Origin of the sequence: Acetobacter okinawensis JCM 25146 (genome assembly GCF_000613865.1) — a bacterium.
Classification (GTDB): domain Bacteria; phylum Pseudomonadota; class Alphaproteobacteria; order Acetobacterales; family Acetobacteraceae; genus Acetobacter; species Acetobacter okinawensis.
On the sequence record NZ_BAJU01000042.1, the window covers coordinates 1 to 20,093 of the forward strand.

The following is a 20,093-nucleotide window of genomic DNA, read 5'->3' on the forward strand; positions in this document are numbered from 1 at the left end:
AAACATGAACGACATCAAAGAGCGCCTGCACGCCCTGCCACCTCCCGGTAGTCTCGATGCCATCCTGATCGGCTGTGTCGAAATGGGGGCGTCGCGCATTCACCTGCAAACAGACACCGCCCTCAAAATTCGCGTGCATGGACGCAATTACACTGTTCCGGGCCTGCGCTGGACCAACCGAGAAGTCTCGGACGCGCTGGCAAAGATGTATAAATCCTCGACCGGGCCGTCGCGCCTGAGCCAGATGGAGGCCATTGATACCAGCTACGTCATCTGGCCAGATAGAAGCAAACCCCGCTATGGCTTCCGTGTGAACGCCGTGGCCACGACCATCGGCGCGAACGATGGGATCGGGATCGTGCTAAGGCCCCTCCCTGAAAAACCGACGCCACTCGAAGAGCAGTATGTCGAACCCCGTCTGGCTGAAGCACTCGATGGCGAGACCGGCGGCTATTTGATCTGTGGTGTTACCGGCAGTGGCAAGACGACGCTTATGGGGGGAGTTACGCGCAAGCGTCTCGAAGACCCCAATTGCCACTGCAACATTATTCAGGGGGCTGCACCACTGGAGCTGTTCTATGATCTCATCGAGCAAAACAACGCCAGTATCCAGCAGACTGAAATCCCCCGGCAGCTGAAAACCTTCCCCGACTTCATCCGCGCGGCCGTGCGTGAGGAACCCACCGATATCGAGATCGGCGAGTGCCGTGATGCCGAAACCATGGAGGCGACCATACAGGCCATCATCTCGGGTCACCGCACCACAACGTCCGTTCATACCCATGACCCGGCCTCGACGGTCCGCCGTGTCGTCTCACTCTGTCCGCCCAGCGACCGCGACAGTTACGCCATCGCTCTCATCGATAACCTCAAGCTCATCGTCAATCAGCGTCTCCTGCGCTCTACGGACGGCAAACGTACAGCCATCCGGTCCTTCCTGCCCTTCAACCGCAAGATCCGCGAAGCACTCCTCGATGCGCCACAGGCTCGCTGGCCCAATATGGTGCGTGGTTTCGTGGCAGAATACGGCCAGACCTTTGAGCAATCCATCAAGGATGTTCACGCTCAGGGCCGCATCAGCGACGCTGTCGCAGACTGCGCCATGAAGGAACTGGACTGATGTGGCGACACTCTGCAAAGCCTGTCTATTTTATCGTGCTCGACTGTCGCTGCCTGCTGGGAATGGTGTTCTGGCTGGCACACATGCGCATGTGGACGTTCATAACGGCCTTGGCGATCACAGTCGTGTTCGGGTTTTTCGCATGGATGGGGCTCACCCTGCCCGTCGCATTCCGCATGGCGCGCGTACTTCTGGTGGGCCCGCATCGACCGCGCCTGCCCCGCTGGAAACAAAGGGACTACGCATGATCTCCCTCGAACGTCTGATCGACGCCCTTGCCAGCCTGATCGAAACACGTGGCTACCACGTCACGCTGTCATCAACCGACACCACGGCACTGACACCCAGACGCCTTCTGGCTCCCGACTGTCTGCTACCCGTCCTCATGCGCGTGTCCGAAGAAATATGGAAACGACGGGCAGGCCAGATCAGTTTCGGGTTGGCCATTGAACCGGACGGAGACGCCCTGTGCGGGCAACGCCTACGCGCAATCCATCACGCGCCCCTCTCCCTGATAGTCCTGTGTACCGATCAGGCCTTTCAGGCCGTCGCTAACCCGCAAGGCACCATCACAGTCGAAGCTCTGGAGCGCCACGCAGAGGCCCTGTGTGGCGGCACAGCGTCACAACCAGCCACCGTATGATCACAGCCTGTCACAGCCGATCAAGGAACCTTTCCAATGGACATCTTTCTCTCGCCGGGCGACAGCCCCCTGACCATCACGGCGGGCGACACCACCCTCCATATCCGTGTGTCGCCCAACATGGACACCAGCCCCCAGCCCCCACGCCGGCACCGGCACCGGCACCGGCACTGCCTGTCATGCGGGACATCACTACTGCGCGGCAAAGCATCAGTGCCACCCGCCCACGCTGGAGACGGCCCGCCATAATTGGACTGGGTGTTCTGGTCATGCTCTGTGCTGGACTTTACTCACACATGAGCAACGCCCCCGCATCCTCACCCGCACCACATTCGCCCCATCTTGCCCTACTTGCCCCGCCAGAGTTCCCGTCCGAGCAGGTTATACGACCGCCCACGCGGCCACTCCCTGAGTCCAGCGCACCCCCAGCGCAACCCGCCCCCTTGCTTCTCAATCAGGCATTCGGGCTCCACTGAGATGTCAAAGTTCAAACGCCGGATCGACGGCCCGCAGGACCATCACGAGCAAAGAGACGGCATTGCCTATCGTGATACCCGCACCCTCGGCACCCGTGTCCTCGAAGCACTCAGCACCGAGTTGTCCGCCGTGCCGTTCATCGGGCTCGCGGGGCTGGCGGTCGCCTGCCCCGCCCTGACAACCCTGCTGGTGCCACCAGCGCTCGCCTACGCCGCGTTCGTACTGACCCGGCCGACCATCATGCCCCTGCGCCTGCCCGCCAGTTCAAAGCGCAAGGACTACGGTAATCCAGTGCCAGACCCCAAACGGGTTGGCGTGGACAAGCCCGACAAGGCTCGGGGCGACTGGCTGCTTGGCTGGGATGAAGTAAGTGGGCAACAGATGTGGGTCTCAGGCAGTGACATGACCATGCACGGTGTGCTGCCCGGTGCGACAGGGTCGGGCAAGACCCAGTTTATCTACAGCCTGCTCGCCAGCGCCATGGCGCAGGGAACCGGATTCACCATCGTGGACGGGAAAGGCTCAAACAATCTCGTCTTCTCGCTTCAGGCCCTGCAGGAACACTGGGGGGCAGCTGCGAACATGCGGGTCATTAACTTTCAGGTGGCGAGCGGGGATAGAAAATCCCACACATGGAACCCCTTCTCGACCGTCAACGCCGAGGGCATGGCCGAACTGCTCCGCACCCTGTTTCTGCCCGATAACAGCACATCTGGCGGCAATTCACAGCACTTCCGCAATCGTGCCGATGATCTGATCGGCGGCATGTCGCCGATCTTTGTCTGGATGCGCGACCATCTGGGCATCCCCTCAACAACTGCGACCATGCGCGTCAATCTCTCGAACATTCAGGTTCTGATCGAACTGGCCGGAAAGCAGGAAGACACCAACGCCAGCAGGAAATTTCAATATTACAGCATGAGCACGCGTAAAGTCGAAAGCGTGCCGCTGCCCGATGACTTCCCCGAAGAACTGCTCACGCCCATTCGCTTCTACGTCCAGGAAACGGGAGGTTACACGCCTGAAGCCGGAGACGTCAGTTCACAGGCCAAGGTTCTCGAACAACACAGCTACGTTGTCGGCGGCTTCGGCAAGACCTTCACCATGATGACGACCACCTACGGGCATATCTTCAATTGCGATGTGCCCGATGTCGAACTCACCGATGTCATCTTCAATCGTCGCAATCTGATTGTTCTTCTGCCGTCACTGGAAAACGATCCCGCCACCAACGCCGCCATTGGCAAGACCTTCATCACCGCCCAACGTTACGCCCTCTCCGCAGCCCTCGGGGCATCGATCGAGGGCAATTATATCGACCTCGTTAAACATAGGCCGTCGACCGCACGCACACCCTATTTGATGCTTTATGACGAGGGCAATTTCTTCATGACACGCGGCATCGACGTTATGATGGCGCAGGGGCGTGAACTGAACATGTCGATCTGGCTGTCGTTTCAGGAAGTGGGATCGCTCTATGCGACACTCGGCCGGGACTGGTCAGTCCCCCTGCTCGGCAACCCTAAACTCAAAATATTCGAACAGCTTGAAGACGCCGGCCCAACCCGCGAGTGGGTGGAGCAGGCTGGGGGAACCATGCAGGTCGGTGTCCTGTCAGGCTATGAAAACACCGAGATCATCGGCGACTACACGACACAGGCCCGTGCAGACATCCGCGAAGTGAAACGCATCTCATGGAACGACATTCAGGCACTCAGGCAAGGACAGGCAATCATCATGTTCCGGGGCAAGCGCCTTTACACCCGCCTGTTCTATGCCGGTATCGAGCCACAAGGCACGAACCGGCTCTATGCACCGCTGCCTGTCTCCCGCAGTGGTCAGAGTCTATCGCCCCTCACCTCACTGCCCAATCCTGAAGATCAAGCAGTAGTCGATGCCCTCATCAAAGGCACCGATCTGGTTAACCCTGAAAAGCTGCCTCCACTACCCGGCCCTCTGGGAGAAATTTACAACCGGATGGCGGTCGTTCTGCAGTATCCTGACAGCAAACAGGACATGGACCTGCTTTTCAACGAGCCTCTGCCTGCAGGCGAATATGTGCCCTTCCGCGCACTGTTCCGGGACATGCCAGAACCCTTTCCGGCACCCGCAGCAGGCGCTGGCGGGCTGGTCAATCCGAAGATCGACCGCTCTTTGTTCGAAACCATGGTCGCTTTTGAAATACGGGCGGGTGCGACAGAGGCAGACGCACGGAAAAGCGTTGCTTCAGCACTCAATCAGGCCGCCGCTTAGGCGGCCTGAAGACTGTCCGCTCCAGAAACTACACGTCCGCTCGAATGCCAGAAGCATGAATATTGACTCAGAGATACAGGCCCTCAAAAGCAACCTCGCGCGGAACAAATGTTGTCAGACCGGCCTTATGGCTGAACACAAAGTGTTTTTCAGAAACAACGAGCCTCACTGCTCACCAGAACTCCTGACGCTGATTTACGCCGACGATCCGTTTTTTGGTTACTGGCGCGGGCACATCGTACGACACAACAGCGACTAGGAGAGCGTATCACCAGCAACGTAAACTACCTCGTTCTGGATGGGCAACTTATGGGCAGGCTACTCGCTGTAAATCGCTCTATAGCGGAGTTATCGTCAATGTCAGCTCCTATGCCAGCTTTCAGACATTTCCACAGACCGCAGCTTATGCCTCATCAAAAAGGGGCTCTCACACAGTTCATCCGGACCCTTGCATTAGAAGCAATCGATCCTAGAGTCCGGATGAATGCGGTAGGCGCGGGAGATACCGTGAGCAATATTCTCACCCAAACGGGCTATGACCGAGGTGATGACGGGGGATGAGGCGACTGCCGCCTGCCTACTTCTGCATCACTTAGCTGACAGGCGGTTGAGAGGGGGGAACCTGTCTGTCTGCTTTCCGACACAAACACTCAGAAGCGGACGCCTCCGCCAACCTCAGCGCGGTTCAATGCGTCACAGCAGTTTGCCGCCTTTTATCCCCTGCTCTTTTTTCCGCAAGCGATCGAGAGAAGTCGTACTCGGTCGCTCGCTTTCTGATGTATGCCGTCTAACGCAGTCAGCCTCGGACTTGACGTCAATTGTAGGAAGCGGAAATTAGGCCCGGCGAATATATTGATCATGGCTCGATTTGCGATTGCAGGGCGGGCGCACCGACAGGAGAGACCATGCCCGTCAACACTCTGGCAGACTTGAAAGCAGCATGGGCGACCACCTTCAGTAAACGAGCGCATGGTGGATGGTGGGCCCTCAGTGGCTTTTCGTTACAAACCATGGCGGCGCTGGCACGCATGCTTAAAAACGAGCTGATCGAAAAAAAACCTCGCGGGGAGGTCGATATCGAAGCGGTCAGCGATGCCATCATTAACGAAGACAAGATATCTCTCGTCCAGATCAAGCGAACCCTCACCAAGTCGACACTCGAAGCCGCCTTCGCCGAAGCCTACGACATCGCCTCGCTCTGCTCGACTGCTCTACAGAACCAGCTACAATTCCAGATCGTTACGATGAAGCAGGAAGCAGGAGCGACGCTCAATCTCACTCTTGCGCTCCAAGCAATGCGGGAACGAACCGACATAGACAAGACACTACTGCAGCGCACCTTAGCGATGTTTGACAACAAGGTACCCATCAGCGTCACAGCTGATCCTGCGCAGGCACTTAGGATCGTGCTATGGAATGCGGGCGTAGAGAGCCCCGGTGCGACTATGGATGCCATGCTGGGCATTATCTTTGCTGCTTTTGATGGTCGAAACCGGACCGGAGTTCAGGGCGCGCTCATCCAAGCGCTCGACCGCGCCAAAGATGATATCCGAGTCGTCCGACCGCAAGGAGGGCATCTCTTCGTGCCAGGTGATCTCGCAAAGATCGCAGGCCAGTCAAGCGGTACAATCCTTGTCGACGCTAGCCCGCGCATACTCGACCTCAAGATGGGAAGGTTTCTCGAACGCGCACCACTGCTTGACGAAATCGTTACAGCGGCCTTGGGCTGGGATACCGGGCTAGAAGCCCAGGTTGCATCCCATCTCCAGAAGATTCCGATATTCTGTATCCGCGGGCGATCAGGTGACGGGAAATCCGTCCTGCTACTGCAGCTCGTTGCAGCATTGCTCGAGCGACGCGCCATATCCGCTATAACAGGTCTCGCCTCGCTCGAGGATTTGCAGGCCTGGCTGCAATCGCGTCCGAAAATCCAACCAGGCGAACCGATCCATGGGGTGGAACTTGCTTATATCGACGATCTTCCGAGTCGCATCGACGCCAATTCGTTCAATCGGCTGATCGAAGAATGTTATGCGTTCGCTTCACGGCCTGCAGCGCTGCTCACATGTGGGATTACGGAAACTCTACCTAAAACATCGAACATCCAGTTCGATTTTTTTCTATGCCAACGCCCACCGTGAAAGATCAGAAACTTTTCAGCCACTGGGTTGGTAGCAGTACTACACCACCGTTCGAGCCGCGCCAATCGCTCGCCACGATGCTTGTCGACCTGCGGCGCACTGTCAGCGGCGAAGCGTCGTTGGCAGATCAGTTCGAACAGAGATTGCGCGGTGATGGCGTCTGGCCATTGGCTCGACAGGTCATCGCGGCTAATCTGTTCGGAGTTCCCGGTGCTGTTTTGCCAGAGCAAGCGGTCGCCTTGGAGACCTTCACATTTGAAGGGGCTGGCGTGACTCTGCGAGCCGACCAACGCGACGGTGGCATCGAGCTTGGCCACGCCAAATACCTCGAACCGCTCTATCTTCAATGGGTCGGCGGCCCGGAATTTCCCAAAATATGGGGACGCGACATTGGCTCCATCATCTCCATCGCCCTTCGCAACGGCGACGGAAGATTGGCGCGGACGCTGCTCGGCCGAGTAGTCAATATGCGTGTCCTGCGCAAGCGACTGAAGCGCTTGGGATATGGTGGTCCCCACCAGGGCCCCGACTTCCTCAATGCAGTCTTTTCCGTGGTCAGTGAGGAGCATGACGATGTGGCGATGGCACCGCTGATGCCGCTATGGCTTGCCTTACATCGCGCGGCCAAAGGGGCATTCACGTATGACATCGAAGCTCGCGCGAGCTTGTTACTCAAAGAAAGCGCCGCAGCTCGATCAACAAGGTCCAGATCGCGCTGCAGCTTCTCAGCGGGTCGCCGGAGCGGAAGACGGACACCAATACTCGTGAAGTGGCGCAGGCGTATCTGGCTAGCGTCGTCGACGAACCTGCTGTCGTCAACTATTACAAGAGGCTCGTGAGCCGAAATAGGAGTGGGGATCTGGTCCTCGTCCGCAATTGGCTGAGACGGCATAAGCGTTCGCTCCAGATTGTATCTGTTCTGGCGAGTGCGATCCTCGCGGCCAAAGCAGACGTCCCCGAGTATCGGTCGATGGCTGTTCGTTTGATCCGCGCTCATCCGACGTGTTCTGGACTGAGCGACCTCGTCCGGATATTGGCCTTCTCGCCGATTGAGGGGGACGAGATCGGCTCAATCGATAGTTGGCTCAGTCAGGCTCACCCGCCGTCCGCGCTGAACGACGTCTATGCTCAGCTCCTCAGAGTCCAAGGCGCGCGACGCTATCTAGCTCGCGCGCTAGCATGGCTGGAACAGAACGTCGATTTCGCCAACAACCACCACTTGCTTGTCAGGCTAATCGAAATGCAGCCAGATTACGATCTGGGACCGCTCGTCCAGAGGTGGTTTCACTCGCATCCTTACAACAACGGACGCTATTCCGTGATCGGCGCACAACTGACCAACCAACACTTTAAAGTGGCGGCTCTACAGCGCGTGCTGGAGCTACTCGCGGGGCCGCGGAACGAGCATACGAGATACCTCTTCGCAGTGACCATCCCCGTTGTCAAAGGCATGACAGAGCAAGAGGTGCGTGCGCTGGCGGATAGGCTTCCAATGCGGCTTCAGAGAAGCCTAGGCGCTCTTCGCGCTGCTCGCTCCTCCAGAAGCAAATCGTATCGCCAATGATGCGACCATAAGGATCTATTGCAACTCTGCCAGATCAGCACCATGCTTAAAGCGCCGATGAGTGTCGCCGAGGTTACGCGCGACGACGCGATCCGGGCGATCATACATCGTGAGATTGCGCTTCACGGCCAAGGCACACTCTACCAGCTCACCATATCATTAGTGCGGTTAATTAATTCATCAATATTCCGCTGTTCATGGTCGACAATGATGCGATCGTGAGACGGTTGCTGGCCTCCCCGATACGCGGCAATCTTGTTACGAAAGCTGACATCTGGGTTGACCCGTTGTGGGCGACTGTCCAGTTCCACAGAAGTGGGTCGGCGAGTTTAGCCATCTACTGATCGTGGATACTGGCGAGGACGTCGGCCAGCCAGGCTTGGGGATCGACGTCGTTCAATTTTGCAGTAACGATCGGGGAATACATGGCGGCGAAGCGTTCGCCGCCGCGAACGGATCCGGCGAACAACCACGCCTTGCGGCCAATCGCGATCCCACGCAGGGCCCGCTCGGCGGCGTTGTTCGTAAGACAAATCCTGCCGTCATCAAGGAACCGCGTGAATGTCTCCATACGACGCAGAATACCGCTCTTCGAGCGGACACTCGCGTTGATCGCGGAATAGCCACTCGGCACGGGTGGACCGTTTGGGTAGAGCCTTATCAATTTGCGGCACTCGGTTATTCGCGCATGTCCGCTATGCGGAAAGATATCTGGGCCAGTGTATGTCCGTCACGAAGGCGACTGCCGCCTGTCTGCTCCTACATCACTGAGCTGACAGGCAGGAGGGGGAGAACGGTCGGTCCGCTTTGGGGCATTCTGACAATGTTTCCTACCGTTCATTTTACTGCCTATGATGACCTCTCTAGGTCTTAGGGTCGGCCATTCGCGTTTATTCAGTTCCCACCTAAAGTCGGCATTGCTAAGGCTCCGCGGGGCGCGATCTGACGGGCTCTGATACGCTAAAGTATTTGCTGAAGGGTAATAGTCGGGGCTATCATTGGATCTATGTCAAAGCGAATAAGAGACTGCGAGATTCGAGCGGCGGCGCATGCGACGCTGCTTCGTCGCGCGCGCGCGTGTCCGGATACGATCGTTCTAGATGAACTGGGCGTCGATCATGGCGCATGCCGCGTGGATATTGCGGTGATCAACGGGCATATCCGCGGTATCGAGATTAAGGCAGACGCCGATGTGCTAGACCGTCTACCCAGGCAGGTCGTTGCCTATGGTGCTGTCGTTGATCGAGCGACACTGATTGCTTCGCCGCGGCACATCGCACGTGCGATGCCGATGCTTCCCGAATGGTGGGGGGTGATGTCAGCCGAGCGGCGTCCCAGCGGCAAGATCGCGTTCCGGATTGTCCGCCGGGAGCACGCCAACCGCTCAGTAGACGCGCTAACTTTGGCGCGCTTGCTCTGGCGTCCAGAGGCGGCGGCAATCTTGCGTGCGCTAGGCACTACCGAAAAGCGTCTACGCCAACCGCGCGAGGAACTCTATCAGATGCTCGTCGAAGTGCTACCTAGACGGGTGCTAGCGGAGCGGGTGCGGCATGCACTCAAGATAAGGGAAGTCTGGAGAGATCGTCCAGAACTTTCGTGATGTGATGATTGGTAGCCACCCATTTCCATGTGGTAGGGTTTCCCCGGGTCGCTGCGCCGGTCTGACAGTTGGCTATATAGGCGCTGCCGGCCGAGAAATGCGATCCGAGATAGGCCCCTGAGCCCGTCACAAGTCCGCACAGCACTGGATAGGCCAGATTGCTTCCACGAGGGCCACCTTTAGCACGAGCTACGATCCATGCATCGTCGATGGTGTAGCGGATGTTGGGCGAGCTTCGCATAAAGCGCATGTCGCCCTTTGCGAAAGTGAGCGCAGCAATTCCGTAGTCGCCGAAAATCGGGCGGCGCACCCCTGGCGGCAGCGCAGCGATGACCGCCTTGAACAATATCCATTCATGGCGGATGAAGCGCTGTACCGGGCTCGTCATGTTTGCGAGCGTATCGGGGAAACTCGTCGCAAGCAGCGTGACGCTACGGCAGGCATTAAAGATCGTCGCGCTGGAAAGCGCGGCGATTATGATGTTGACTAACTGGGGCATCGGATCGAACGCAGGCGTTTCGAGATCAATGATGATGTCGAGCTTTGTCCAGTGGACACCGATTGTCCCGAGCAGCCCCTGGATATGATTGTCGAAGTCAGGATCGAGCGCCTCGGCGAGCGAGCAGCGCAGCGCTGCTCCGCGGTCATCGGCTCCGGCGATCGCGCCGACCGCCGTTTGGTAGGCGACATCGCGCCCAAGGCCTGTGACAGGGATCAATGGCGCACCCACCGTTCGCGCTTCATCAAAGATGAAGGCGAGTGGATGGCGGCCGTCGGCCATGCGATCAGCGGGATCGAGCCGGCTTGTGTCGATGAGCGCAGGCAGACCGTTCCACTTCATGTCGAGCCGCTTGCCAAAGAGCTTCAGATGCTCGTCGAGATTACGCTTGGGCCTGCGTTGCTCAAAGTCGTAATCTGGCTTTAGGACCTCGATCAGGGGCAGAATCGAGTCCTTTTGGGCGCTACCCAGACGAAACAGCGCCTCATATTCGCCCTGCCGCCACCGCAGTAGCGGCACGTAGGATTTGGGAATGTGCATGCTCACCTCTCCTTCACCAGCCGAATTGCCGTCGTACTTTGCCGTTACCAACCAGACCGCGAAGCAAGGTATAATCATGGGCCTCACGGCGCACCCGTCCGGCGATGATCGCGGCGCCCACGCCAAAGCGCTTGGCATCGGTGAGCACTGCTTGCTCGTTACGCGTGAACCGCGAAACGCCGAGTGCCCATTTTTCGGCGGGGAGCAATGCTTCCTGAGCGAACAGGTCGGCTTCAGCCTCAATCTCCGATCCTGCCGGCGCCTCAGTGTCGTCGAAGATCGACGTATAGCCCTGTTCAATATGGAGCTTGAGATGACCGAGTTCGTGGAACAGAGTGAACCAAAAGTTGTCGAGTCGGTCATGCCGCAGCGTCATCGCAACGATAGCAAAACCATCTCGCGTCGCGAGCGCGGCACCGTCGAGCAATGTACTTGGAAGATGCTTTTCGACGACCAGAGCGATGCCAATCCCACGCAGATGCTCGACCGCGCGCACCGGCCCGTCGGGCTCAAGGGTTAAGGCTACCAACTGCCTCAGCCACGGGGCATCAATCTGCTCAGGTAAAAATGAGGTTGTCGGCGCGTCGCGTTCGGCAAGGCGCCGGACTCGCGCTTCCCAAGCGATGATAGCTGCTTCATGCACCTGCCCGCTTGCCCGCACCGACTTGCGATGGAGCGCCGGCACCGCACTGCGGACCTGTCCATCGCGCAGGAAGGTAGGGATGAGTTCCGAGGCTGCCTTGCGTGCTTCGGCGAGTGATCCCCCAAAATCCTCGAACCAGCCGCGCTTGTGCATTTCGGACAAGGGAAAGGCCCGCCACGCATTAGGATCAACCGAACGGAGCGCTGGATCGCCGATTAACTCGGCGCGCTTAGCGATCTGAACCCCGAGAGTGTCGGACACTTCGACGAGCCGGTCAAGCGAGGCCGAGCGGTAGCGCTCGGCCTCGTAGCGCTGTATCTGCTGTTCCTTAAGTCCGAGATAGTTGCCCAGTTCGCGCTGGCTCAATCCACGGGCAATTCGTGCCTGGATAAGGATATCGGGAAGCGCGGCAAGGCTTTCGGCCGTAAACTGCGTCACCTGTCCCGCGCGCAGCCGGTCGTATTGGTCAGCCTCCTCGCGCAGCTCCTCGAGCTGGCTCGCGAGCGCGTCGCGCTGCGCCTGCACAAGAACTGGCGGGAGCGTTGCCGGAGGGTTGTCGAGCGCTGCTAGAGCTTCTTGGAAGCGAGAGATCTGAACCCGGGTCGACTTGTATTGTTTTTCGGTGGTGATCATGGCATCGGGCCTTTCGGCGCGAGGAAAACTCGGATGATTCCCTTGGGTTGGCCGGAGAATTTCTCAATCTGGAAAAATTCGAGAAATATCTCGCCTGGACCATTGTTCGTGAACGCAGGGAACATTTCGCCCAGGAACTTACGCTTCTGCGCGGCCCTCTTGTTACTAAAATCGAGCAGGACCGGATCGAGCCGCGCGAAGTCCATGCCTGTATGATCCCAGCAGCCATCGTAATCCTCTGGGTGAGGCTTACCAGTAGTGAAGCTGCCGTCGAGATAGACGATACTGCAGCCCGCTGTCCGCAGCGCCTCGGCAACACGCTGGAAGCCCTCAAATAGCCATTGCCGGTGCGGCGTCGTTGCGAAAGCCAACGCCACTTCTGTCATCGTTGCGTCATGAATGCCCGGCGGCAAGACTGGCCAGGGTGCATCAGGCGCGACACTGATAAGGTCTGGTATCATCTACACAACAATATAATTGTGTATCATATATGTCCAGCAAAACTGTACGTGTGTGCACTAGAACATAGACGCCCCTTGATTATCCGCTTTTTTGGACACCAATTCGGGGAGTTTCTTGTCTGCTATGCGGAAAACTGCTCATAGGTAGGTATGTCCGACATGAAGGCGATAGCCGTCCAGCATTTATCTCACGAACGCAGATACGGGCAGCTGTAATCTGATGGGCCGTGCGCAGCGGCGAGGTTGGCGACCGCATCAAACAGGCCGTCGCCTCAGTCGAGCCGTGGCGCCAATTTCAGGTGCGATCAATCTTAAGGTCGCTTCGAGATTGACAATAATCGCGGCGGGGGATGAACTCCTGCAATGGGAATCCTCACGAACATCAAGTCACTGCAGGGCATGGGGATCTACGCCGCTCGCGGCGCGCGATCGCCATCTCTGAACTTCCGGCGCTACAACCTGATCTACGGGTTCAACGGTTCGGGAAAGAGCACGCTGTCGCGGCTGTTCGCGAGCCTCGAGGCGGGCGAACCGCACCCGAAGCTCCCGCAGGGCAGCACGTTCGAGGTGACGCTGGACAACGGGGCGACGTTTGGGTGCCCGACGAATCCCAAAGGGCTCGAGCCACGAATGCTCGTGTTCAACTCGGACTACATCGAGCAGAACCTCCAATGGGCCGCCGGGCGCGCGAGCCCGGTGTTCTTCATCGGCGCGGACCAGGCGGAAGCCGCCGCCGAGTTGACGAGGATCGAAGGCGACATCCTCAAGGCCGAGGTGAAGAGCGAGGCGGCGGCCGCAACCGAGAGGGCTGCGGACAAGACCTTCGCCAGCTACAAGCGCGAACGCGCCAAGACCGTCGCGTCGCGCCTCCATCTGGGCAGCCGCAAGTACGAAGCGCCGGCGCTTGCCAGGGACTTCGACACGTGGAAGAACCATGACGGACCCAGGCTGACGGATGACGAGCTCAAGGCTGCGGAGGACACCCGTAGGCTCGACGAGCCGATGCCCCGCCTCGACCTGCTTTCGTTCGACAAGGCCACGATCGAGACTGCTTACCGCTTCATCGCCGAGGTCTGCGGCCAGTCGCTCGCGACCGTCGCGCTCGAGGAGGTGCAGCAGCACCCGGGCATGCTCCTCTGGCTGAAGCACGGCCACGAATACCACGAGACCCACGGGCTGGCCGACTGCCTTCTGTGCGGGAACGAGATCCCGGCGGACCGCCGCGCCTCGCTGGCGGCGGCGCTCGACGACAGGGTCGACCAGTTCGTCGCACGCCTGAAGAGAACAGCCGAACGTCTCGACGGTCTCCTAGAGTCAATCAGCCAACTGGCCGCCCAGCTGCCCGTGGTGGACGACCTGGCCAGCGAACTGCGGCCGGGCTTCAGGGACCTGAGGCAGGACGCCTCGAAGAACGCGCGCCAGCTCGCGGAGCAGTTGCGCACGCTGCAAGCCGTGCTATCCGCAAAGCTGGAGCGGCCCGCCTCTCCCGCGGACATGAAGGACGTCGCCACCGAGGCGGATGTGCTCGCCACCGCCGAGCGCTTGGCAACCAGCATCGCGAGCGTCAACGCGACGATCGCGGACCACAACCAGGGCGTCGCCGACTTCGCGAAGCGGAAGGAGGATGCGGAGACGTCCATCCGCCGTCACTTTATCGTCGACTGCCGCGAAGAATATGCCAAGACGGCGAAGGACGCCGGCGACGCCACCGCCAGGCTTAAGGTCGAGACCGAAGCGCTGGCCGCCCTGCGGGAGAAGGCACGCGAGTTGCGCCAGCGCATCCGGACGCACGGTCCCGCGGCCGCCATCATCAATAAGCTCATCGCGGCCTACCTCGGCCACGGCGAGCTGACCATCAACCCCGTCGATGAGGGCTATGAACTGCACCGCCATGGCACGCCGATCACCGGCGTACCGAGCGAGGGCGAGAAGACAGCAATCGCGATCTCTTACTTCCTCTCCTCCATTGAGGCGGACAACCGGAAGCTGAAGGACCGCATCGTGGTGGTGGACGACCCGGTGTCGAGCCTGGACACCAAGGCGCTGAACTTCGCCTGCTCCCTCGTGAGGACGCGGCTCGAGAAGGCTGCGCAGGTCTTCGTCCTCACGCACAACCTCCAGTGCATGAACGAGTTCAGAAAGGCCTGGAAGGGCAAGGTCCGCCCTCGGGACGGAAAGGAGCCGACTGCCACGTTCCTCTACATCGACGTTACGATCGCGGAGGGGGAGCACCGCCGCTCTTCCAAGATCATCGAGATGTCGAAGCTGCTTCGCGAGTACGACTCGGAGTATCACTTCCTCTTCAGCCACGTGCAGCGCTTCGTCGAACAGCCCGACGCTTACGACGACCACGGCTACATGATGCCCAACGTGATCCGCCGGGTGCTCGACGTGTTCCTCGCCTTCAAGAGTCCAGGTGGCGGAGGTCTGCCCGGCCAGCTCGACAAATTGTGCGCCGACTATCCAGGTCTCGATAGGGAGAGGCTGGCGGCGCTTGAGCGGCTCACGCAGGTCGAATCCCACTCCGACAACCTCGACGACCTGCTGTCCTTCTCGACAATGACCGTCGAGGAGACGCGGGGAGCGGCGGCTGCGCTCTTCGCCATGATGGAATACGTCGACGGTAACCACCTAAAACGGCTGAAGGGTCTTTGCGACTGATTCATTCCACCCGTCGGAAGCCCGCGGCATTTCGCAGGAAGAGACCTAAGATCACGACAATCTGGCGCGAGGTCTTGGTAATGTCCGCTATGCGGAAGACGGTCGGAACAACTTTGTGTCTGAGTTGAAGGCGTAAGCGGAAGGTCTAGGTCTGTTTGCATGGTTGCCGGCGTGTCTGCGCGGGCTGGTAACTCTATCATTAACTTCTGCACTTTTATCGCGATTAAGTGGTTTTTGCGGCGACAAAAACGGCAGTCAGCGGCGGATTATCATTATCTTCTGGTTTTCGACATCGACAACATCGATTGGTTTTTGCCCGGATTTTTTACGTCCGACAAGAGGAATTCTCTGCAGTGTGTGGATGCTAAATCGGCCTCGGTTAGACGGTATCAGGTGATCCGGTCACACCAGTCAAAAGAGCAGTGGAATCCCATCTTTTCGGGTGTAGATAATAACTTCAATATGCATGAACGGTGCATTCTGCTTGGCTACAATCCTGAGCATCTTACCTCCAGTGCTGTAGCTCAGGGAGCTGAGCGAGAACCGTATTTTTCATTCCATAATGTTTTTCTTGATGACCGGCGCGGGCTAGGAGTAAAGTCCAATATCAACTGGGAATAAAAGAAATCGGTCATTCCCAGAAATGATATTCATGATAACCACATGCTGGTTATCCAGATTGTACCAAATACATTGCTTGATTAAGTTTTAATCAAAGCATATTGGTGTGCATCTAACATTTGAAACAGTCTCTGTCGCATGCAATTTACTACTCATTAATGTCTGTTTCTTGTGTGGTTGACAGCGAATTCTGCTTGACGTCATGGACGAAACTGTCCAATTTTTCATTCAATTGGTTTGTTTTCCATTTTTCCGAATGTATATCTAGCTGTTCGAAGAAAGTCATTGCTCCACAGATAACGCGTTTCGCCAGTTTTTCAGCCTCTCGAATATTCCTGTTGAGAGTAAAAGACTGGGGAGAAATAGAGCCGTGGACGATATTTGATCGTAGCCCGTAGAGTTGCTTCAACTCGGTATGCCAATAATCAAACTTGGAATTGTCAGTAATCACACAAAATGCCGCAGCACGGTCACAAAACTGCTTTGTCACTGACCCATCTTGATCTTTTTTGCCGCCCTGGACTATTTGCTCAATCGACGTAACGAACTTTGTAATTGCAGCCCCAGGAGAGGTTTCGTTTGCGGCTTGCCCAAACCAATTAAGTGAATCCAACAGCCTCTTGCTCAGAGGTGGAGGAGTATCTCCAGACATCAACGTTTTTAAAAGACTATCAACAAGATTCGGCTTTTGGGGATCAATAAACGCAATTAATCCTGACCATGCCTCGTCATTTAATCTAGGGACAGTTAATGCTTGATATAGAGAGATATCCAACTTTTCGTTTTTTATCTTGGTAAATTGCGCTTTTTCTATTCCCAGAATTCCATGCGTTTCAGTATCAATGCTATGGCCACTCAATCTTCCAAGAAAAAATCTGAAGACATCGAGTGCAGCCTGGACACAAAGACCTGCACGATCTGCCGAAGGCCGTGACGCGAAATTACTAATGGTCACCTTAGCAACCCAATCAAAATGTTCGTAGTAACGTCGCGCCTTGTCGACCAAATCCTCCCTTTGCTTTTTCGACACAGGTCGATCACCGTCGATACCCTCTAAACATCTCCGATCTTGGTCTGAACTGAGTTCGTTAATATATCTCGCCAGCTCGGGCTGCAGGTCTTGCATAAAATTTGAAATTCTTTGGAAAGTAACAGGCCCAGCGTGTATCAACGCAGGATTATCATTTGCTACCAAATGACACGGAATCCAATGCGTTATGGTTTTCCGCTCCCTTTCGGCTACTTTCACAGCATTGTTAATCGCGCGGTGGATCAGATTTCCAGAGATTGGCAATCTCTGCCCTATGAAGCGGTCACTGAGTTCTTTCCTGAACGCAACAAGGACAGAGTCCCAATCGAGCTGACTACTACCTTTCAAATTTGAGAGATGTTCCTCCACAATTTTCATTATTCTCAGATCTGCTTCGAGTCCGCACGTTACCCATCCACCGTTAGGGTGAGGTAAAGAACCAAATATTTGGTTTGGCGGAAGGAAGTGGTCGTGCTTAATGATCAGCCCTCTCGGGTTAAATTTATGTAGTTGTTGGAAAACGAACTCAATTTCTGTTTTCCAATAAGTATTAGGGTCAATTTTCTTATCAGTCATTCGACATATAAAATTTATAATCAATAATTCTAATAGTATCTTACGCATTGGAATAGATATGCGTTTGTAGGTATTGTAATTTATGCTATAAAGGTGTATTCTTGATTAAAACTTTAAGCGAACGCACTCTCCTGAGGCTTTCGGTTGTAAGAGGCGGCTAGAAATGTCTTCCCTACCGACATAAATGTTAATTGCTCAAGCGCCTGCTTTTCCGCACTCTGCCTCGCTGCAAGTGTAATGTTCTGCTATGTGTCCAGAGCCTAGCTTTCATTAATTATTCGTGGTCGTTAGTCTGAGGATAGTAGTGGTATGCCTCCATGTAGAGCATGTTCATCAAACGGGTCTCCCAGTTCGAGGTAATCGCCCAGCGCTGCATATGTTGCGTGTCGTGCAAGGCGCTTGAGTTTGACGGGGTGTGCGCCAGCATCCATTCCGGTTGTAAGCGCACCCCTTTTCAGGCTGTGCCCCCCAAAGGTTTTTCCATCCAACCCGGCAGCACTGGCACGGCTCTGGATGATCCGGGCGATCGAGCGATCTGTCAGGGGCTGCGGTCCAATTTCACGACCATTCCCGTCAGAGGCAGCTGTGCTTTCCTTACGAACGCGCCGGAAAATAGGGCCAGCCTGTATGCCAGACACCGCTAGCCAGGCTCCGTATGCCTTTACCGGACAATACTGATCATGGGTGTAGGGGAGGGCGATCTCCACCCCCTTGCCTTGCCGATCACCCTTTGACTCGGGAAGAGTGACAAGCAGTCCTTTACTGACCAAGGTTACGTGGCGAACATCGATGCTGGCCAGCTCGGAACGCATGAACGCATCATAGAACCCCATAAGGAGCAAAGCCCGATCGCGCATTCCAGATAACTTGCTCAGGTCTATCGCATTGATGATTGTTGCCAGAACATCTTGTGTCGCCGCGGCCTTGCGGCGCGGTGTAGAGCCATCCCTTGCTGCGGTACGCCTGATCCCGGTCATGGTTTCGCCAATAGCGGCGTCAGCGGTGGGCACGGCGCAACCCGCCAGACGGTGAAGATAGGTGATTGCAGCCCGTCGCAACTCCAATGTCGAGGGTGCAAGACCCCGACCTCTTTCGTCTGCCAGAAATGCGGCAATGTCGGCCGAGCGTGCAGGGAGGCAGGGAAGGGCATGACGATCCGCCCAGACACACCATGCCCGGACACCGGCACGATAGGCTTTGCGTGTGTTATCGGCCTTGGCCTGCAAAGCGTAGGCAGAGGCACTATCACGGGCAGTTTCAAGAGAGCCATCGCGTTGAGGAACGGCTCTTCCTAGAGAGGCGTCAAACCATCGGATAATGACGCCGGGCATCTGGCCCGCAGGAGAGGATAGGGGAGGAGACGCGTCAGGCTGTGCGATAGTGTCCCTGTATGCTTGCCTGTAGTGCGCCAGAAAGTACGGAACTGAACTGAGATGCAGGGCGAGTGTCAGTAAGGGATCATCTGGAGCTACACCGATCCGCTCTGCAGCCAGTGCACGGGCACGGGCGGCGAACGGCACATCATGAGCAATCACCAGATCGTCAGTCTTATTCCCTGACAGGGGGGTTACGGAATGTCGGTTGTCGGGAAGGCCTGACCGAAAGCTGCCATTCGCAGCGCTCACGTTCATGACGGCTTCCGACTAGAAAACGCCGCTCGCCGATCGGGTTTGGGCGGCAGATTTTTACACAACTTGCCATTCGCCGAGCGCGAAACCGTCTGGCAGCAACGTAGTCCAGTCACGCCGCAGGCTGGTTCATGTCTAAGCCACCAACAGCGACGTCTCCTCCTTGAAGCTGAACCGCCGCGAAAGGCATCGCGTGTCTTGATGCGGCCCACGGGCCAGTTCGAGCGTGAGCAGGCTGTCGCTCGGGAACGCGGGGCTCAGCTCCAAGCGAAGATACTCGAAGAGTTGGCGATCATGAACGGCAATGACGATTTGCCGTCCATGCTCCTTCGATAGCGTACGCAGGAGAGCAGCGAGATGAGCGATGTGGATGTCGTCCATTGACTGAACGGGATCGTCCAGAATTAGCCAGGGCAGCGTCTTCGGTACCGATAAGTGGAGCGACAGGAACAGCGTCAACGCCGCCGTGTTGAGGTTGCCCGCACTGAGCATGGCACCCGGCGTGCCGCCCGCGCCCCCCCCTGCACGATGGTCGGTGACGAGGCGCGGTTGGATGCGCTGCGTCTCTGCGTCGGGGATCCGAAACGCCGGAATGAACGGCTCGCCCGGCGCGAGGCGCACGAAGAGGTCTCGCCAGAGGCGGTTGAGCCGCTCGTTGAATTCCCGGCGGATGATGGCCGATCGGATCGCGTCCACGGCGTCGCGGATCTTTGTCCCCTGCACCCTGATCTTCTGCGCACGCTGCTGCGCCTCAGCGATGATCTTGAGTGTCGCCTCGTGCTGCCCGAGCTCGTCCGATAGACGCTCGGCCCGCGACTGGAGCGAGCGGATCGTTGTGACGGCGCTGCGGCCCTCGCGCCGCAGCGACAGTCTGTCTTCGAACTGTCGGTTTTTGGCGTCGAGGACGGACTGAATCCGCTCTGCCGCTACGCCCAGATCCTCGCCGTCGACGACGGGAGTCGTGGCGACGGCTACGGCGAAGTCGGACAGGGTCTGGCGGGCC

General features: G+C 57.3%; 18 protein-coding genes and 1 pseudogene. 12 read left to right on the forward strand and 7 right to left on the reverse strand.

Translation table 11 applies throughout. The annotated features are described in order from the left end of the window. The 9 genes from JCM25146_RS12945 to JCM25146_RS12985 form a co-directional block, all read left to right on the forward strand. On the forward strand, positions 1-1,120 hold a 1,120-nt coding region (locus JCM25146_RS12945; RefSeq protein ID WP_025828509.1), incomplete at its 5' end, for a type IV pilus twitching motility protein PilT. Between the two features lie 62 nt (positions 1,121-1,182). Beyond that, positions 1,183-1,368, forward strand: a complete 186-nt coding sequence (gene icmT, locus JCM25146_RS22995; protein ID WP_242401129.1) for an IcmT/TraK family protein — start codon at positions 1,183-1,185, stop codon at positions 1,366-1,368. Continuing rightward, on the forward strand, positions 1,365-1,763 hold the full coding sequence (locus JCM25146_RS23000) for a hypothetical protein (protein ID WP_025828513.1): 399 nt from the start codon (positions 1,365-1,367) through the stop codon (positions 1,761-1,763). Before icmT ends, JCM25146_RS23000 begins: the two co-directional genes overlap by 4 nt. A 36-nt stretch (positions 1,764-1,799) precedes the next feature. Next, complete coding sequence (locus tag JCM25146_RS22180) at positions 1,800-2,012, forward strand: hypothetical protein (RefSeq protein WP_148299093.1); 213 nt, start codon at positions 1,800-1,802, stop codon at positions 2,010-2,012. 47 nt (positions 2,013-2,059) lie between these two features. Then, entirely contained in the window at positions 2,060-2,239 is a 180-nt protein-coding gene (locus JCM25146_RS22185) for a hypothetical protein (RefSeq protein WP_148299094.1), read from the forward strand. Position 2,240: 1 nt separating this feature from the next. Further along, positions 2,241-4,493, forward strand: a complete 2,253-nt coding sequence (locus tag JCM25146_RS12965; RefSeq protein WP_025828514.1) for a type IV secretory system conjugative DNA transfer family protein — start codon at positions 2,241-2,243, stop codon at positions 4,491-4,493. Positions 4,494-5,398: 905 nt separating this feature from the next. Next, positions 5,399-6,634 carry a hypothetical protein gene (locus JCM25146_RS12975; RefSeq protein WP_025828516.1) on the forward strand — a complete coding sequence of 412 codons (1,236 nt, stop codon included), beginning with the start codon at positions 5,399-5,401 and terminating at the stop codon, positions 6,632-6,634. Further along, complete coding sequence (locus tag JCM25146_RS12980) at positions 6,631-7,473, forward strand: hypothetical protein (protein WP_148299095.1); 843 nt, start codon at positions 6,631-6,633, stop codon at positions 7,471-7,473. Before JCM25146_RS12975 ends, JCM25146_RS12980 begins: the two co-directional genes overlap by 4 nt. 131 nt (positions 7,474-7,604) lie before the next feature. Then, positions 7,605-8,198: a hypothetical protein gene (locus JCM25146_RS12985; RefSeq protein WP_148299096.1), complete on the forward strand. Its 594-nt coding sequence runs from the start codon at positions 7,605-7,607 to the stop codon at positions 8,196-8,198. 340 nt (positions 8,199-8,538) lie between these two features. Here the strand turns inward: JCM25146_RS12985 and JCM25146_RS19395 are convergent. After that, positions 8,539-8,781: pseudogene (locus tag JCM25146_RS19395) on the reverse strand (IS66 family transposase); the annotation flags it as partial. Positions 8,782-9,204: 423 nt separating this feature from the next. Between JCM25146_RS19395 and JCM25146_RS12995 the strand changes: the two are divergent. Beyond that, the gene (locus JCM25146_RS12995) at positions 9,205-9,798 is read left to right on the forward strand and encodes a sce7726 family protein (protein ID WP_025828521.1); all 594 of its coding nucleotides are present in this window, start codon (positions 9,205-9,207) and stop codon (positions 9,796-9,798) included. On the opposite strand, the gene JCM25146_RS13000 is transcribed toward JCM25146_RS12995, so the two are convergent. From JCM25146_RS13000 to JCM25146_RS13010, 3 genes are read right to left on the reverse strand one after another with little or no spacing between them, the layout of a single operon-like run. Beyond that, positions 9,755-10,837, reverse strand: coding sequence for a beta family protein (locus JCM25146_RS13000; RefSeq protein WP_025828524.1), 1,083 nt, complete (start codon positions 10,835-10,837; stop codon positions 9,755-9,757). The genes JCM25146_RS12995 and JCM25146_RS13000 overlap by 44 nt on opposite strands. Positions 10,838-10,850: 13 nt before the next feature. After that, positions 10,851-12,113, reverse strand: a complete 1,263-nt coding sequence (locus JCM25146_RS13005) for an XRE family transcriptional regulator (protein ID WP_025828526.1) — start codon at positions 12,111-12,113, stop codon at positions 10,851-10,853. Next, on the reverse strand, positions 12,110-12,574 hold the full coding sequence (locus tag JCM25146_RS13010; RefSeq protein ID WP_025828527.1) for a DUF6932 family protein: 465 nt from the start codon (positions 12,572-12,574) through the stop codon (positions 12,110-12,112). The genes JCM25146_RS13005 and JCM25146_RS13010 overlap by 4 nt, the downstream gene beginning before the upstream one ends. Positions 12,575-12,937: 363 nt before the next feature. Here JCM25146_RS13010 and JCM25146_RS13015 point away from each other — a divergent pair, with 363 nt between their 5' ends. Together JCM25146_RS13015 and JCM25146_RS13020 are read left to right on the forward strand one after the other, a co-directional pair. Next, positions 12,938-15,235, forward strand: a complete 2,298-nt coding sequence (locus JCM25146_RS13015) for an ATP-binding protein (RefSeq protein WP_025828529.1) — start codon at positions 12,938-12,940, stop codon at positions 15,233-15,235. Positions 15,236-15,394: 159 nt separating this feature from the next. Next, a complete protein-coding gene (locus tag JCM25146_RS13020; RefSeq protein ID WP_025828531.1) occupies positions 15,395-15,856 on the forward strand; it encodes a hypothetical protein in 462 nt (153 codons plus the stop codon). 148 nt (positions 15,857-16,004) lie between these two features. Here the strand turns inward: JCM25146_RS13020 and JCM25146_RS13025 are convergent, their stop codons facing one another. The 3 genes from JCM25146_RS13025 to JCM25146_RS22550 all read right to left on the reverse strand — a co-directional run. Further along, positions 16,005-17,462, reverse strand: coding sequence for a HEPN domain-containing protein (locus JCM25146_RS13025; protein ID WP_148299097.1), 1,458 nt, complete (start codon positions 17,460-17,462; stop codon positions 16,005-16,007). A gap of 287 nt (positions 17,463-17,749) precedes the next feature. Then, positions 17,750-19,093: a site-specific integrase gene (locus tag JCM25146_RS13030; protein WP_081774871.1), complete on the reverse strand. Its 1,344-nt coding sequence runs from the start codon at positions 19,091-19,093 to the stop codon at positions 17,750-17,752. A gap of 132 nt (positions 19,094-19,225) precedes the next feature. After that, a partial coding sequence (locus tag JCM25146_RS22550; RefSeq protein ID WP_025828535.1) for a hypothetical protein occupies positions 19,226-20,093 on the reverse strand: 868 nt, incomplete at its 5' end.

What these genes read in the sequence shown, in the direction of transcription:
- JCM25146_RS12985 (WP_148299096.1), top strand. Translation starts at nt 7,605, where the DNA reads ATGGCTGTTCGTTTGATCCGCGCTCATCCGACGTGTTCTGGACTGAGC.
- JCM25146_RS13010 (WP_025828527.1), bottom strand. Translation starts at nt 12,574, where the DNA reads ATGATACCAGACCTTATCAGTGTCGCGCCTGATGCACCCTGGCCAGTC.
- JCM25146_RS12995 (WP_025828521.1), top strand. Translation starts at nt 9,205, where the DNA reads ATGTCAAAGCGAATAAGAGACTGCGAGATTCGAGCGGCGGCGCATGCG.
- icmT (WP_242401129.1), top strand. Translation starts at nt 1,183, where the DNA reads ATGGTGTTCTGGCTGGCACACATGCGCATGTGGACGTTCATAACGGCC.
- JCM25146_RS22185 (WP_148299094.1), top strand. Translation starts at nt 2,060, where the DNA reads ATGAGCAACGCCCCCGCATCCTCACCCGCACCACATTCGCCCCATCTT.
- JCM25146_RS13025 (WP_148299097.1), bottom strand. Translation starts at nt 17,462, where the DNA reads ATGACTGATAAGAAAATTGACCCTAATACTTATTGGAAAACAGAAATT.
- JCM25146_RS13030 (WP_081774871.1), bottom strand. Translation starts at nt 19,093, where the DNA reads ATGAACGTGAGCGCTGCGAATGGCAGCTTTCGGTCAGGCCTTCCCGAC.
- JCM25146_RS23000 (WP_025828513.1), top strand. Translation starts at nt 1,365, where the DNA reads ATGATCTCCCTCGAACGTCTGATCGACGCCCTTGCCAGCCTGATCGAA.
- JCM25146_RS13015 (WP_025828529.1), top strand. Translation starts at nt 12,938, where the DNA reads ATGGGAATCCTCACGAACATCAAGTCACTGCAGGGCATGGGGATCTAC.
- JCM25146_RS13000 (WP_025828524.1), bottom strand. Translation starts at nt 10,837, where the DNA reads ATGCACATTCCCAAATCCTACGTGCCGCTACTGCGGTGGCGGCAGGGC.
- JCM25146_RS22180 (WP_148299093.1), top strand. Translation starts at nt 1,800, where the DNA reads ATGGACATCTTTCTCTCGCCGGGCGACAGCCCCCTGACCATCACGGCG.
- JCM25146_RS13020 (WP_025828531.1), top strand. Translation starts at nt 15,395, where the DNA reads ATGGTTGCCGGCGTGTCTGCGCGGGCTGGTAACTCTATCATTAACTTC.
- JCM25146_RS12975 (WP_025828516.1), top strand. Translation starts at nt 5,399, where the DNA reads ATGCCCGTCAACACTCTGGCAGACTTGAAAGCAGCATGGGCGACCACC.
- JCM25146_RS13005 (WP_025828526.1), bottom strand. Translation starts at nt 12,113, where the DNA reads ATGATCACCACCGAAAAACAATACAAGTCGACCCGGGTTCAGATCTCT.
- JCM25146_RS12965 (WP_025828514.1), top strand. Translation starts at nt 2,241, where the DNA reads ATGTCAAAGTTCAAACGCCGGATCGACGGCCCGCAGGACCATCACGAG.